Below are 15,300 nucleotides of genomic sequence, written 5' to 3'. Positions count from 1 at the left end.
AACGCCCTCCATGAGAAACAAAGGTATGCTTTATTTGCTTAAAAAGCTTATATCTTTTTCTTTCTGGGGTTTCCATAAGAACCCAACCCCTCTTAAAGTTCCAATAGAAATTTTTAAGATTTTTTGAAAAATAAAAAATGAAAATATTTTTCGATTTTAAACACCCCCACCCCATCATTTCGTATGGAACTATATACTATACCTATATAGAACCGAATATAACATTGTTATAACAATAGCAACATATTGAAAAATCAAAAAACATCTCTAAGGGAAATGATGGGGTGGGAGATAAATAATATTTATTTTTAGAAATAACATACTCCCAAAATAAATCCAGCTAAAGCTGGGGGTTTCTCACGCAAACCATTTAACTTAAACTTTTCCCTCTTGCAGAGGTCGCTACGCTAAAAGTTTAATGTATGGTTCGCTAAACGAGAACCCCCTAACGATACAAGCAACCACCTTCAGCATGAGGTGGTCGCTATGACTAAAAAACTATATCCGCACTTCAATCCAGAAGTGCACAAAATCGAGAGTAAAATCGCAACTGTGAGGACATCTCACCATTGCAAATACAACATCAATTACCACATTATTTGGATTCCAAAATACAGGAAGCCAGTATTGACTGGAAAGGTTGTTGAAGTTCTGAAAGCAATCATTGAAGGGCAATGCCAAGAAATGAGCATTAGCAATCTGGCATTCGAGATTATGCCTGACCACTTGCATCTATTCGTAGGTGCAAAGCCGACAGTAACTCCTTTCAAGATAATTCATAAGCTGAAAGGCAATACTTCAATACAATTAAGGCGATGCTTTCCTGAATTAAGGTATCTTGGATATAAACAGCACTTCGGCAAAGGTTTTGATAACCTCTGGGCAAGAGGTTATTACTGTGGCTCTGCTGGACACGTTTCACAAGAGCAAGTTAAGAGATACATTCAAGAACAGCAAGGCAAAGATGTCTTTGAATATGATATTTATGGATGCCCTACAGAATTGAAAGGACAGCTAACAATAGGAGATTTCACAAAGTGAAATCTCAAGAAGGGGGACAAATTTAAACGAAAAACGACGAACAGGGGAGGGGGCGACGAAACTACGAACCACTGGACAAATAGGCGAAAGATTTAAATACTATTGCATTATTACACTATTATGTTATTAAGGGCGATTAAAAATGACTAAAGCAAATATTGAAACAAAAGATGGGACTAAAATTGTTATAGAGGGTACTCCAGAAGAGATTTCAAAAGTTATGAATCTATATAAAGATGAAAAAACTCCTGAAACTCCTGCAAAAGAATTTAAAAAATTTATCAAAGCTAAGGCTAATTCAAAACCAACTATAACAGATACTATCAGAAAGATTCTTGCAGAAGGATTTTTTAACAAGCCAAAAAGTCTGGCTGAATTGAAACAAGGGCTTGAAGAACAAGGAACATTTATCCCAATTACCACCTTATCTGCAATAGTTCTAGGATTGGTAAAAGGTAAGGAATTAAGAAGAATTAAACAAGAGAAAAAGTGGGTTTATGTTCGGAGATGATAAAGATGATAACAGAAAAAGAGTTTAAGGCAATTCTTGATGACCATGAAAGAAGAATTACCCTTTTAGAACGCAAAGAGCCAGCGTCTAAATCCAAAGAAGTGAAAAGTGAGAAATTAGCTAACTGGTACAGAAAAGGAAGCACTACTGAGAAGATTCTTTCTTTAGGAAACTTTTTTAATCAACCTAGAACTGTAAAAGAAATGTTGGATAAGTTAAAAGAAAAAGACTACCATTTTAAAGCATCAGACATTACGCTCCCACTAAGGAATATTGTTAGGAATGGCTCTCTTAAAAAGACCAAGACGCTAAATAATGGGACAAAATTAAAGAAATGGGCTTATGTATCTGATTAACATGAAAATAAATACTGCAATAAGCGAATTATGGAAAAATGGATACTTTCTAGAACATAGAAGGCCAAGCGACGTAAAAAACAAACTTTTTGACGAATATCAAATAACCTGCTCAAATATTTTAATGCAACTTAAATCCTGTAAAAAATTCTTACGTTTAGAGGATAAAGGTTGGATTCAAAAAAATAATGCGGATTTCTATGAAGGGAAAAAAACAGAAGTGGAATATTTTAGATTATTAAATATCCATCCTGAAATAGAATCCGTCAGTAAAAAATTATTTTATGATAAACATTATGCTCAAGCAATTTTTGAGGCTTTTAAGAAAATAAATAATCTTGTTAAAGAGAAATCTTGTCGCAAAGACTTGGATGGTAAAAGTCTTATGCTAACTGCTTTTAGTGTAAATAGCCCTCTACTAAAAATGAATGGACTTGTATCCCAATCAGATAAAGATGAACAAGAAGGATTTATGCATCTTTATGCAGGTGCAATAATGGGTATAAGAAACCCAAAGGGACATGAGAATATTATCCAAAAAGATAAAAACAGGGCATTAAAATATCTGAGTTTTGCCAGTTTGCTTTGTGAAAGATTAGAAGAATGCAACACAATGGTTAAATAAGAAAAACATTAATAAACATCATAGGTTATATTGAGAATAAAGGGGAACAAATAAATGGTTAATGGAAAAAGAAATTACATTGAATGGTCAAAAGAGGAGCTCATAAGAGAAATTTTGGCTTTAAAGAAGCAAAAAACTTACGGTTTAGTTTGGGAACGAGAGAAAACTAAAGAAGATTTTGACTTATTCATTAACTGGGAAGGCGAAAAGACTAAAGAAGAATTTAGCCCAGAAAGTAAAGATAAGTTTCCAGTTTTAGCAGAAGTAAAAGATAAAGAGATAAATTCAGATAAAGACAAGCCAGTTAATCTTTTAATTGAAGGAGATAATTACCATTCACTTGCTGTTCTTAATTTCACACATAAAAATTCTGTGGATGTTATCTATATAGATCCACCGTATAACACAGGAAATAAGGATTTTAAGTATAATGATAAATTTGTAGATAAAGAAGATGGATATAGACATAGTAAATGGCTTTCTTTTATGAGTAAGCGTTTAGCTCTTGCTAAAAATCTACTAAAAGATACAGGAATTATTTTTATCTCGATTGATGATAATGAAAATGCACAATTAAAACTACTCTGTGAGGATATATTTGGAGAGACCAATTTTGTAGCTAATTTTGTTTGGAAAAGAAGAAGTGGAGCAAATGATCCAAAAAATTTAGTATCAACTGACCATGAATATATTTTTTGCTATAAAAAATCAGAAAAAGCCTCTCTTTTTGGTATAGAGAAAGATTTAAGCAACTATAAGAATCCTAATAACGACCCTAGGGGCCCTTGGACAGCAGGAGATCTTACTTGCGGTAAAACAAAAGATGAAAGACCTAATTTATATTATGATATAACCGACCCTAAAACAGGAAAGGTTTATCCTGCTAATCCAAGCAGGGTTTGGCGTTTTGAGAGAGTTAGAATGTTAAATGAGATTAAAGCAGGTAAAGTAATCTTTCCAAAAAAAGAGAACGGAACACCACAATATAAACGGTTTGCAAACGAGTTAAAATCTAACTTTAAACCTTTATCAACATGGATAGAAGCATCGGTTATAAAAAAAGTCGCCATTGATTCTGAAGAAGACGAAAATGGAATAAAAATAATGCAATCTGATTTAAATCAAGCTGCGACAAAGGAGCTTAGAAATATATTTGGTAAACAATTATTTAATTATCCAAAACCTAAGAAATTACTTAAAGAACTAATTAAATATTCTTGTCCAGAAAAAGGCGTTGTCTTAGATTTCATGGCAGGTTCAGGAACTACAGGCCATGCAGTAATGGAACTAAACGATGAACTCAATCAAGATTTATCATTTATTTTATGCACTAATAATGAAGGCAATATTTGCTCAGATGTATGTTATCCAAGAATACAAAAAATAATTAAAGGATATACTAACGCATCTAACGAAAAAATCGAAGGTCTTGGCGGTAATCTCAAATATTATAAAACAGATTTTGTTGAAGCAGAGCAAACAGATAAAAACAAGCGTAAACTGGTTGATAACTGCACAGAAATGCTTTGCATTAAGGAAAATACTTTTGAAAAAGTCAAAGACACAAAGAAATTCAAGATTTTCAAAAATGATAAACTGCATTTAGGAATAGTATTTGATGACGAGTATATTGATGAATTTGTCAAAGAAGCAGAAAAAATAAACGGAAAAATCCATGTATATGTATTCTCGCATGATGATTCTGTGCCGACAAAGGAATTTAAAACCATTAAAAACAAAGTTACTTTATGTCCTATTCCAGAAACAATCTTAAAAGTTTATAGGAAGGTTTTCAAGAATGATTGAAATTAAAGATTATCAAGAGAAAGCAATTTTAAAACTAAAAGAACAGATTAACGAATTACTAAATCGAGATTCAAGAGAAACTTTAGTTTTTAAATCTCCGACAGGCTCTGGTAAAACTTTAATGGTGGCCGAATTTATTAAAAGACTTGTTGATAGAAGAGACGATGGAAAGCAAATCGCTTTTATTTGGACAGCTCCAAGACAATTACATACACAAAGTAAAGAAAAATTAGATAAATATTATTCTACGACAAGAGCGATAGAGTGTAAATTTTTTGAAGATTTAGTAGGTAATAAAATTGAGCCAGATGAAATTTTGTTCTTGAATTGGGAAAGCATAAACAAAACAGATAATGTTTATATTAGAGAAAATGAACAGGAAAGAAATTTATCTAAAATTATTGAAAACACGAAAGAAGACGGCACAAAAATAGTTTTAATTATAGACGAAAGTCACTTTACTGCTAAAACAGAAACTTCAAGAAATTTAATAAATGATATTGATCCCGATGTAATTTTGGAAGTTTCAGCTACTCCGCACATTCATTCTTTTTATAATGTTCTTGTAGAATTTGAAGATGTAAGAAAAGAGGGAATGATAAAGAAAGAAATTGCCATAAATCCAGAATTAGACAAAGGAAAAGTTTCTGACAAATCTCCTGATGAATTAGTTATTGAATGTGCTTTAAAGAAAAGACAGGAAATGCTTAAACTATTAGAAAAAGAAAAATCCGATATCAATCCATTAATTTTAATTCAGCTTCCTGATAAAAAGACAGGAGTTATTGACAGGCAAGAACAGATTACGGGAATTTTAAGAGATAAATTCAAAATAACAACAGAAAACGGAAAATTAGGGATTTATTTATCAGAAGAAAAAACCAACCTTGAGAATATTGAAATGCCTGATAACGATGTTCAAGTTCTTATTTTCAAACAAGCTATAGCATTAGGTTGGGATTGTCCAAGAGCATACATTCTGGTAATGTTCAGAGATATGCAAAGTATGGACTTTACCATTCAGACAGTAGGCAGAATAATGAGAATGCCAGAGTTTAAGCATTATGAAACTGAAGAATTGAATAAAGGTTATGTATTCACAAATCTTGCTGACATTAACATAACTGAAGAAGTCGCTAAAGATTATATCACAATTTACGAAGCAAAAAGAAGAGAAGAATTATATAGCAATATTGATCTTAATTCAATCTATCTCATAAGACAAAGAGAAAAGACAAGACTTTCTGGAGAATTTACAAAATTATTCTTAGAAATTGCACAAAAAAGCGAACTTGCAAAGAAAATAAATCTAAAGCCAAAATCTCTCGTAACTAAAATAATGGTTGATGGAAAAATATTGGTTTTAGATAAAGTTCAAACAGTAGAACATAAAGGAGAAATGCAATTTAAGTTAAGTGCTGTTGAATTACAACATAGATTTGACTTATTTGTAAGAGGAAGCTGTACTCCTTTTGCTCCTGCTGATTCACAAGGAAGAATAAGAACAGCACTCTATAAGTTTTTTGAAAAAGTAATAAAAATCGAAGATGAAACTTTTGCTCAAAAGATAATTTTAGGAGAAGAAAATAATCAGTTATTTACTGATTGCATTAATGAAGCAAAAGAGGAATACAAACTCAAGATTGTTGGAGGATTGCCAGAACAAAGAGAAACAGAGCATCTTGTCTGGAATGTTCCCAAACTAATAACTTATAACAGCAAATACAAAGAATTGCCACATAAAAAAGCAATTATGAAACCTTATTTTATTTCTGCCGAAAGTGTGCCAGAAAAAGATTTCATAAAACTACTTGAAAATCCAAAAAATTCTGTTAAATGGTGGTTCAAAAACGGAGAATCAGATAAAAAATACCTTGCAGTAAAATATAAAGACGATGCAGGTGTGGAAAGAGGATTTTATGTTGATTTTGTAATTATGCTTGATGATGGAAGAATAGGTATTTTTGATACTAAAAGTGGAATAACCGCAAAAGTCGCTAAAGAAAAAGCAGAAGCACTAAGCAAATACATTAAAACACAAAATCAAAAGCATAATAAAAAGCTATTTGGCGGGATTATTATCTTTAAAGATGAGAGTTGTAGATATAACGATAATGAAAGATACAATTATGATGAGAATAACTTATCGGACTGGAAATTCTTAAAACTATAATTTGCTTTTGTAAAAGAACAAAACAGGTCGCTCCCTCCCCTACGAATTAAAATTGTCCCCTTGATACTTAGTCCCAATTGCTCTAATGAGCCAGAATGAACAGAAAACTCTATTAAATGTTTTTACTGTTTCTGCCTCTCGCACAAAAACTGAAAAGAGGCACGGCATTCATCCCACAAATAAATTTGTGGGTATTCTGCCCACGATTTTATAAAAAATAATGAAAAATTAAGTAAATTCTTCAGGTTTTCAAGTAATTTTATTATTCAAATGTGCTTTACAATTACAAAAAAAGCTTAAAAAATAGTTTAAGCCTCGGGAGGGAAGTTCCACAGGAAATGCTGAGATGTTATCCACTTTAAACAAAATCCTGTTTTTGAACCCTCGACCGCGTGATATCTTTGCTTTGAAGACATATCACGAGCGTACGAGTCTCGCGTTTGTATTAACGTACAAGTCACGCGCTCCACCGAGCTGAGCTACCGAGGCCTAACTCTCAATATAGTATTGAAAAAAATTTATAAAGAAATCGCTCAATTCGCGATTTCTATCTTTTACAGGCGAAGCATGGAAAGCTTCGAACGTAGTGAGACGATTTTCAAGCAAAGCTTGAAAAATAAACCTTTAATAGCCAAATATTATTTTTTATGTTTCTCCTTTTTTGCCTTAATCTTCTCAACCATTACTTTCTTACCGCATTTGTCGCACCACGGCCTATATGGTTTTTTTTCAAAAAGTTCATCACGTTCTGTTGTTTCGCCACAATACGGGCATTTAAGAGCATAATGAAATTTTTCTTTGCCTTTAACGCGCCACATAATGATTTTGCCGTTTTTTTCACCACTTTCATTCTCAAGCGCACGATTTGTAAAGTAATTCGTTTCCGTAATGTTCGGGTATTCTGCCATACTGTTTATGAACCTCCAAAGTATTTATGCTTTTTAGAAGATTTTTGACTTTAATTCCGCAATCTTTTTTGTAGTTTCTGCGTTTTCATTATTCAAATATCGCCAGCCAGCCACAATAAAAAGGATTGCTGGCGTAAACGTGAATGTGAATTGCATCGGATATGCCAGCAAAAAAAGAACTGCACTAAGGCCGACACCAACAAGGCCGCTTGTTATGAACCAGGTGCCAAAAAGAATGCTCAGTATTGCGCCAGCTATCTTTGTCTTATTGTTAATACATAGCATCGCGAAGAGCGCGACCATAATAATGGTTGTGGATATGTTGGCTGTAAGGTTGTTTGACCAAACAAGCCATTTGTCTTTTGATGCGGCCACTAAGAAATGCGATGGCGTAATAATTAACTGATCTCCAAATCGAATAATTACTCCGGCAAGCGCAATATGGCTGCTTTTTAATTCCATCGGAAACTACCCTAAGTATGCTATGTCTTCTGGAGCTTTTATCTTTGATGTTTTTTCAACGCGTTTTTTGAACTTTTCAGCATCTTCTTTTGTAGTTGATGGTTTCATAACAGATAGAGCTTCTTTAAAGTGCTTTTCAGTAACTGCTTTTGCGTTTATGTCCTCGCGAAGGGCGACAATTGCGGCTTCCCTACAAAGGGCTTCGATGTCTGCACCGACAAAACCGTCTGTTTTTGCAACAAGTGCATCTGTCTTAACAGATTTGTCAATAGGTACGCCTTTAAGATGGACTTCAAATATTTTCTTTCTTGAAGCTTTGTCAGGAAGAGGCACTTCGACATGCCTGTCAAATCTTCCCGGGCGCAAAAGTGCAGGATCAAGCATGTCCGGCCGGTTTGTTGCACCAATAACTATGACACCTTTTAATCCCTCAAGACCATCAAGTTCTGTCAAGAGCTGTGCAACCGGCTTGTTAAACATTTCATTTCCATGCGCATCTCTTCTTGGGGCGAGGGCGTCGATTTCATCAAAGAAAATAATGACTGGGGCCACCTGCTTTGCACGTTTGAAAAGATCTCGTATATGTTTTTCTGATTCATTTACCCATTTCGAGTGCAACTCCGGGCCTTTGACAGATATGAAATTTAGGCCGCCTTCATGCGCAACGGCCTTTGCAATTAATGTTTTTCCGGTTCCGGGCAGTCCGTAAAGAAGTATGCCTTTTGGAGGTGTTATTCCCATTTTTGTAAATGCTTCCGGATGCTTCAGCGGCCACTCCACCATTTCATTCAAATATTGCTTGATTTTGTCAAGGCCGCCCACATCATTCCAAGAAACGTTTGGAATGTCTATAGACACCTCGCGCATTGCGCTTGGCTCTACAATTTTTAAAGCGTCTTCAAAATCAGCCATGTCAACATCCAGCGCGTCAAGAACTTTCATATCTATTTCTTTTTGGCTTGCATCTATTTTCGGGAAAACCTTTTTTCTAAGCGCGGCCATGGCAGCCTCCCTGACAAGCGCAGATAAATCAGCCCCAACATAACCATGGGTTATATTTGCTATTTTTTCAACATCAACATTTTTTGCAAGCGGCATATTTCTTGTATGGATCTGCAGAATTTCTTTTCTGCCGTCTTTGTTAGGGACTCCGATTTCTATTTCGCGGTCAAAACGCCCGGGCCTTCGCAGGGCAGGATCTATGGCAGATATCTGATTTGTTGCGGCAATTACTACAACCTGTCCGCGGTCTTCCATGCCGTCCATGCATGCAAGAAGCTGAGTGACGAAGCGGTCGTAGTTGTTGACTTCGCCGCGCTTTGGCGCTATTGCATCGATTTCATCAACAAATATTATTGTTGGTGCCTTTTCTGCAGCCTGATCGAACAGGTCGCGTATCTTTTTTTCAGTATCGCCGAGAAATTTTTCCACAAGTTCAGAGCCTACAAGAGATATGAAATTTACGCCGCATTCGCTTGCGATTGCGCGCGCAAGCAACGTTTTTCCGGTTCCGGGTGGGCCGTACAGGAGTATGCCTTTTGGAGGGCTTACGCCGACGCGCTCAAATATTTCCGGATGCTTGAGCGGATGCTCTATCATTTCCCTGACTTTTTTCAGCTCCTCTTTTAATCCTCCGACATCTTCATAGCTTGTTGAAGGCACTTCTGCTTCATCCTTTACTTCAACTGCTTTTGAAAGTACTTCGATTTCTGTAATTTCGGTTATTTTTACAATACCTCCTTTGGGCTCTGTATTCGCAATCACAAATTTTGTTTCAAAAGGAAGCGGAATGTCAACTGCAACTTCTGCGGTTGAGCCGGGCAGCTGCATTTTTCGCGTGACTAAAGAAATAATATCCCCCCTTGTAAGGACGCGCCCGATTAAGCGGAGCTTGACGCGGTCATTTAATTGAGGCACAGGAACAAGAGAAACATTTTCCGCAGGACAGATGACTGCTTTTTTTGCTTCTTTGTACTCTCCTTTTTTTACCGTCACTTTTTCTCCAGCTGAAGTCCCTGCGTTTTTTCGAAGGTAAGGGTCCATACGGATTATGTCAAGGCCAGAATCAGAAGGATATGGCCTGTAAGCAATGGCGCCTGTTTTGCGAGAGCCTTCAATTTCTATGACTTCACCTTCTCTTACGCCGAGTTCAGCCATCCTGCGCAAGTCCATTCTTGCAATACCTATCCCGATATCTGACTGCTGGCTTGACGGCAGTTCTGCGACGCGCAGTGTGATTTCTTTATTATTTTCAGGCATGCGAATAATTGTTGAAGAAGATTTTTATAGACTTCAAGTATTAACACAATTTTGTCGGGGGAGGTATTCCCAGCGGCTCATAAACGTATGCTTTAAAGGATTCCAGCAAACCACCACACGCGCTATCCTTGGATCCTGTTTGGGTTTGTGTCATGATTGTGAAAAAAACCACGAATACAATCAATGCAAGTATTATTTTTATAATCATTCCCCAATCAATACTTCCTTTTATTAAATGCTTTTTCATCCGGGCAGCCCCTCTATTAAACTTTTTGATCCATCACTCATCATATTTCCAAGATTTCCGCTCAGATATAAAACAATAACAAAGACTATCAGTGCAAGTATTACGAATACTAGCGTCTTGAAAATATCTGAAAGCCCTTTACTTCGAATTCAATCACCCAAGATGTTTTTTCATCAAAGTGTATGCAAAAATAAGTACCAGCGAAACCAATGCAATGGCAATTCCAACATTTGTGAGCCGTTCGGTCTCAATTCCCTTTCGCATATAAATTATTGTGAATGCTTATTTAAATAAGCTCGCACATAAATTAATTATGAAAAAGGGTTTCAGCATGCCTATAGAAACCATTATAAAATGGGTTCTTGCTTTGATTGTGCTTCTTGTGTTGGTGTATATGTTATTTTTTATGCGCGACAGGTCAATTATAATGGTTTTGAAAACCATCCATATTCCGGGGGTATGACATGTTTAAAAAAGGAACAAGCCAGGCTATGTGGATTATTATTGCAATAGTGATTGCGCTGGCAGTTGCCGTGGTAATCCTTCTGGTTTTCAGCAGTTCTACAAATAAGGCAGATGAAAGAAATCAAGCCACTTCAGATAATGCGAACAATGTGATTCAAGCCCAGATATGCCAGGAAAGATGCAACACTTGCAAGCAGATTTATGGAGACGGCTGTGTTTGGGACGATTTTGGAGGCGACTGCGTAACTAAAGGGATTATGACGGTATGTTGATGGTGTGTTTATGAAACGCAAAGGCACGTTTGAAGTTTCAATGAATATGGTGATTTACATAATCGTGCTCTTGGCAATTTCTGCAATTATTTATATTATCCTAAACGGGCGAGCAACAGGAACGGAAGAAATAATAAAAGGCACAGATCCCTCACTTGGAAGCAATTCTTCAAAAATAGATTATTGCACAAAAGTGTGCAATGATAATCCGACAGGCGCCGCATGTTTGACGGTAAAAGACCCGCAGATGAATGATCAGACCTGCAGGGAATTTTTAGATCATCTGGCAAAGACAATTGAAGCAACTTATCCGGAGAAACTAGGCGAGGGGGAGAATATAATAAACATCGCACTGACATATAATGGCGCTCCGATTACCGGCGGAACAATAACAGGGCCATACATAACGGACGCGTTCGATGAAACCACAACTCCTGGAGTTTATCAAGGTACAATAAGCACCACAAACATTCAGCAGGGGTATGTGACGCTAACTGTCAGCGCAGATAATTACCCGTCAAAGCCGATTACGATGTTGGTTGACAAAGGCGCGAAACCAATTCAGGAAGATGAAGAAGAAGCGGAAGAAGAAACGGGCGTAAATCGCGTTATTCTTTGTTCAGATGTGAATTGTGACATTAAAATATCTTCAGTAAAAGCAGGAGAACAAGTATATGTTAAAATTAAAGTGGGTATGGGACCACTTGAAAACCCCGTGGACGGTCTAACAGTTATATTACGGAAAGGAGGGGTTGAACAAAAATGCAATCTAGGTCCTCTTGTTGCTTGCATCGAAAATATGGCGTCTTATAGTTTTAGAGTGCCTGTGGCAGCTTTGTATAATGGCGGGTATACTTTGAAAATTCACGTAAAACGCGGAATTGAAACAGCAGATCGTGATGTTAGTTTTTCATGGACTTGCCCGGCAGTCACTTTTGACGCAGATCTGCCGTTTGGGCCTGGAAAGCAAATGGGCGCGATATTTGAAAGCGATATTTGGAATCCCGCGCATGTTGTGGTTAAGCTGAATACTGTGGAAGTTATTGCAGGGAAGAAAATTAATCCCGCAAATCCTAAAGAAATTCTGTTTGATCTGCCTAAGGTCGGAGTTGGCGGCTTTAATGATGGAAAAAATACGCTGCGTGTTGAGCGCCAAGGGGATGGCAAAAACGTTCTTTGCATAAAAACATTTGATACGAAGCCATACATAATAAATTATATTGAAAAAGATTTTACCTGGTCGTGTTCATCGCAAACTGGTGGATGTGACGGTGATTATGTCCTTTCAGGCCCGAGCGATTCTGGATATTCTGATACTGTGACGGGCTGTAAATATACTACTAAGGCAGATGATTCCTGCTTAACAGGATGCGCAGATGGAAGCTGCAAAGCGCCAAAGCTTGAGATAACGAATGTATATATTCAAGACAAAAAAATCGGTGTTTCAAGAATTTATGAAGACCTCGTCAGTGATCGCATTGTTAACGTCACTGTAAAAAATACGGGTACCATGGCAGCGATAAAAGTTAGCGATCATATTAGCGCAAAGTTAGGGGCAAAGGATTTGGCTCTTTTGGGCGGCGATAATATAAATATTCCGGTAAGTGCGTCAAGGAATTACTCATTTGTTCTCCTTAAAGAGGATTCGCCGACAGTGCCTCTGCTTGAAACATCGGTCAGCGCCACATTAGCAACATCTGCAAGCGCAGATAATTTGGCAACTCCGGTTACATGGTCAAAGAGCGTGGCGTTCTTTTCCTGCGGATATAATTGTGCGGAATATGCGGGCACTAGCCAGACATATTGTGATGTTTGTTCAAGCCTATGTAAATGGGTTTTAGAAACCTGTGTAAGCAAATGCGGCGATCTGTGCGGAACTCCGACATACAATACCAAGACAAATTGCCCGAAATGTTCTGCATGTATCTGGAATAATGTCTTAGCGGTATGTCAGCCAAAAGCCTGAACGCAATCGAGGACTTCTATGAACTCAAAATCACCTAAAGGCCAGGTAGAGGTGAATTCAACAACCATAATCATAATTCTGGGCCTGATTATGGCGGTTTTAGTAATTTTGTTTTTTGTAAATACGAATTCCGGCTTTTTGACAAAATCAACAGGCATGTTCAAGTCTCTTTCAGACTGCGGCAAATGTATTCCTGAGAATGGCCTTGTCAAGTGCCTGCCGCTCTGCTGGCTGCTATAGAGAACTTATATTAATAGCCTTTGATATAATATAATAGTATGATTTTTTCAAGGCGGAAGGGCGCGTTTGTATTTTCTATAGACGGTATCCGGCAGCTGCTTATATTTATAATACTTTTAGTGATTGTTTTTTACTTTATCAGCGCAGCAATGGGTCCGGCAATTCCTGTTGCTGAAAGAACGGCAAAAATTTTGGATTGCCTGAGATGGGACTGGTCTGCATGCGCCGGTCTTTTGAGCTTTTGGTGATTTTTTGAAAGGCATTGTTGGAAATGTTATAAACGGTATCGGAGCGCTTCTTATAGTGGTTGTCATATTGGTATTTGCCCTTTCCACAACAGCCAATGTTTTTGCAGACAAGCGGGGCGAAACAGAGCTTGCCATAATGGGGCTAAGAAACACCATCGTCCAAATATCTGTGGCTGAAAACGGCATTGCGATATATAAACTGCCGAATGATGAAAATTATACTGTGGAAATTGATGAAGATTCAATACAAGTTCAGTACTCCGGCGATGCCATCACTATTGAAGCATTAACGCCGAAGCTTAAAATGAGCCACTACACAGCGGAGCTAAAGCAGATAATTACGCCAATTGAAGCCCGTGCATTTTGCGTTATTAAGAAAAAAGATCCGGCTGATTCATGCCGGCCGTTTGTCGAAGTTTGTGTCCAAGGTACTGCCTGCTGCAATGCAGTATTTCAAGAATCTTTTTGCTAGAGGGATATAATGGAATTTGTTGATAATTTAATGTCTGCAATTTACGTCATCATAGGCACTGCTTGCGCAGTTGCGCTTATTGTAATATTTGTATGGGCAAAGACGGTTATAGGAGATATAGAAACTCGCGGATCTTCAATAGCGCTTTCAGAAAAGCTTTTGTCAGCTCCGTGCATAAATTTGAATGACGTAAAAGGATCAACAGAAAAATTTGTATTTAACAAGACTGCTCTCGACAAGTACAACAATAGCATTGTTTGCGCCGGAACATCGGAACCGCTGGACCTGCCCGGCTCTCTGTATTATATTGAAGTCAAAAGCGGGACCGATACGTGGTATTTTCAGAACAACAACAATATTGATTATGCATATAATACGCATGCTCGCGGAATAACTAAACGTTGCATTTCGGATCGCGGTTTTTTTTTATATTCGACTGTTGGAGGGCCGCTCGGGTTCGAAACGCTTATGCCATCCCCTTATAATTACGGCAGTGATGGAAATTTTTTAAGATTTTCCGGCGTCGTAAATAGCGATGATAAAATGGCTCTTGCATCAATAAAAGTAATATTGGACGCGGATTCAGGAACTGATTTTTACGCAGATGGATATCCGCTATGCCTTTGCGACATTCAATGCCCTTATACAAAATGTTTTTGTTCAAAAATATGTGATAAATCGCTTCAAACAGTGGGGTTTGATGATGCCTGTAGCTAAGTTAGATGATTATATGAATAACAAAAAAAGGTGCGGACAGACTGAGCCTCTTGCGCCATGGCTTTTGGTTATAATGCTGATATTCATAGTGATAATAGCAATTGTGGCTTATCTGAAAGTAACGTCACTATTATATGATGATAAGAGCAAAACTACACAATATGCGCTTCACAGCATACTTGAAAGCACGGATTGCGCACCGAATACAAAACTGCCTTTAAGGGATGTGTTAGCAATAGGTATTGGCGAAGGGAAAACAAACAGCTTTTTAGGCGACGTGGTTCAAATAGAGTACGGAGGGAAAACAGACTCTGTGAAACCTGTGGATTGTTTTGGGTGGTTAATGGAACTATCTATTACAACATATGATTTTTATGTAGAACATTCCGTACTCTGCCCACCACTTCTCGGGGTTTCGGGATGTTATGGAATGCCCAGTATGGGCCCTACCGGTTTCAATGTTTTGTCCTTTGAGTACATCGCTCTTCCAAACGGCGACGTTGCCAAAGTGGTATTGAAAACAAGGGGATGA

The 15,300-nt window shown here is 37.3% G+C and carries 17 protein-coding genes and 1 tRNA gene; 14 read left to right on the top strand and 4 right to left on the bottom strand.

Annotated elements, in window-relative coordinates; all coding sequences use genetic code 11:
* Nucleotides 1–486 precede the first annotated feature (486 nt).
* The 6 genes from tnpA to KKB09_04830 all read left to right on the top strand — a co-directional run bounded on the left by tnpA (nt 487) and on the right by KKB09_04830 (nt 6,512).
* Nucleotides 487–1,041 carry an IS200/IS605 family transposase gene (gene tnpA, locus KKB09_04855; GenBank protein ID MBU4300521.1) on the top strand — a complete coding sequence of 185 codons (555 nt, stop codon included), beginning with the start codon at nt 487–489 and terminating at the stop codon, nt 1,039–1,041.
* A gap of 142 nt (nt 1,042–1,183) precedes the next feature.
* On the top strand, nt 1,184–1,552 hold the full coding sequence (locus KKB09_04850; protein ID MBU4300520.1) for a hypothetical protein: 369 nt from the start codon (nt 1,184–1,186) through the stop codon (nt 1,550–1,552).
* Between the two features lie 5 nt (nt 1,553–1,557).
* Entirely contained in the window at nt 1,558–1,908 is a 351-nt protein-coding gene (locus KKB09_04845; protein ID MBU4300519.1) for a hypothetical protein, read from the top strand.
* A gap of 1 nt (nt 1,909) precedes the next feature.
* Nucleotides 1,910–2,533: a TIGR02391 family protein gene (locus tag KKB09_04840; protein MBU4300518.1), complete on the top strand. Its 624-nt coding sequence runs from the start codon at nt 1,910–1,912 to the stop codon at nt 2,531–2,533.
* A gap of 54 nt (nt 2,534–2,587) precedes the next feature.
* Nucleotides 2,588–4,339 carry a site-specific DNA-methyltransferase gene (locus tag KKB09_04835; GenBank protein MBU4300517.1) on the top strand — a complete coding sequence of 584 codons (1,752 nt, stop codon included), beginning with the start codon at nt 2,588–2,590 and terminating at the stop codon, nt 4,337–4,339.
* Nucleotides 4,332–6,512, top strand: coding sequence for a DEAD/DEAH box helicase family protein (locus tag KKB09_04830; GenBank protein ID MBU4300516.1), 2,181 nt, complete (start codon nt 4,332–4,334; stop codon nt 6,510–6,512). Before KKB09_04835 ends, KKB09_04830 begins: the two co-directional genes overlap by 8 nt.
* A 311-nt stretch (nt 6,513–6,823) precedes the next feature.
* On the opposite strand, the gene KKB09_04825 is transcribed toward KKB09_04830, so the two are convergent.
* The 4 genes from KKB09_04825 to KKB09_04810 form a co-directional block, all read right to left on the bottom strand.
* Nucleotides 6,824–7,001, bottom strand: a tRNA-Thr gene (locus tag KKB09_04825).
* 149 nt (nt 7,002–7,150) lie between these two features.
* The gene (locus KKB09_04820; GenBank protein MBU4300515.1) at nt 7,151–7,420 is read right to left on the bottom strand and encodes a hypothetical protein; all 270 of its coding nucleotides are present in this window, start codon (nt 7,418–7,420) and stop codon (nt 7,151–7,153) included.
* 33 nt (nt 7,421–7,453) lie between these two features.
* The gene (locus tag KKB09_04815; GenBank protein MBU4300514.1) at nt 7,454–7,882 is read right to left on the bottom strand and encodes a hypothetical protein; all 429 of its coding nucleotides are present in this window, start codon (nt 7,880–7,882) and stop codon (nt 7,454–7,456) included.
* Nucleotides 7,883–7,888: 6 nt separating this feature from the next.
* Nucleotides 7,889–10,141: a CDC48 family AAA ATPase gene (locus KKB09_04810; protein ID MBU4300513.1), complete on the bottom strand. Its 2,253-nt coding sequence runs from the start codon at nt 10,139–10,141 to the stop codon at nt 7,889–7,891.
* 560 nt (nt 10,142–10,701) lie between these two features.
* Between KKB09_04810 and KKB09_04805 the strand changes: the two genes are divergently transcribed.
* From KKB09_04805 to KKB09_04770, 8 genes are read left to right on the top strand one after another with little or no spacing between them, the layout of a single operon-like run.
* Nucleotides 10,702–10,851 (top strand): hypothetical protein, encoded by a 150-nt coding sequence (locus tag KKB09_04805; GenBank protein ID MBU4300512.1) that lies wholly within the window; start codon nt 10,702–10,704, stop codon nt 10,849–10,851.
* A 1-nt stretch (nt 10,852) separates the two neighbouring features.
* Nucleotides 10,853–11,125, top strand: a complete 273-nt coding sequence (locus tag KKB09_04800; protein MBU4300511.1) for a hypothetical protein — start codon at nt 10,853–10,855, stop codon at nt 11,123–11,125.
* 10 nt (nt 11,126–11,135) lie between these two features.
* Nucleotides 11,136–13,091, top strand: a complete 1,956-nt coding sequence (locus KKB09_04795; protein ID MBU4300510.1) for a hypothetical protein — start codon at nt 11,136–11,138, stop codon at nt 13,089–13,091.
* A gap of 18 nt (nt 13,092–13,109) precedes the next feature.
* The gene (locus tag KKB09_04790) at nt 13,110–13,331 is read left to right on the top strand and encodes a hypothetical protein (GenBank protein ID MBU4300509.1); all 222 of its coding nucleotides are present in this window, start codon (nt 13,110–13,112) and stop codon (nt 13,329–13,331) included.
* A gap of 38 nt (nt 13,332–13,369) precedes the next feature.
* On the top strand, nt 13,370–13,579 hold the full coding sequence (locus tag KKB09_04785) for a hypothetical protein (protein ID MBU4300508.1): 210 nt from the start codon (nt 13,370–13,372) through the stop codon (nt 13,577–13,579).
* A gap of 4 nt (nt 13,580–13,583) precedes the next feature.
* The gene (locus KKB09_04780; protein MBU4300507.1) at nt 13,584–14,051 is read left to right on the top strand and encodes a hypothetical protein; all 468 of its coding nucleotides are present in this window, start codon (nt 13,584–13,586) and stop codon (nt 14,049–14,051) included.
* A gap of 9 nt (nt 14,052–14,060) precedes the next feature.
* A complete protein-coding gene (locus KKB09_04775) occupies nt 14,061–14,768 on the top strand; it encodes a hypothetical protein (protein MBU4300506.1) in 708 nt (235 codons plus the stop codon).
* Nucleotides 14,769–14,781: 13 nt separating this feature from the next.
* Entirely contained in the window at nt 14,782–15,300 is a 519-nt protein-coding gene (locus KKB09_04770; protein MBU4300505.1) for a hypothetical protein, read from the top strand.

It is taken from the genome of Nanoarchaeota archaeon, from assembly GCA_018897155.1.
GTDB lineage: Archaea > EX4484-52 > EX4484-52 > EX4484-52 > LFW-46 > LFW-46.
Note: the sequence above shows the minus strand (reverse complement) of the source record. Positions and strands in the feature narration are given on the sequence as shown.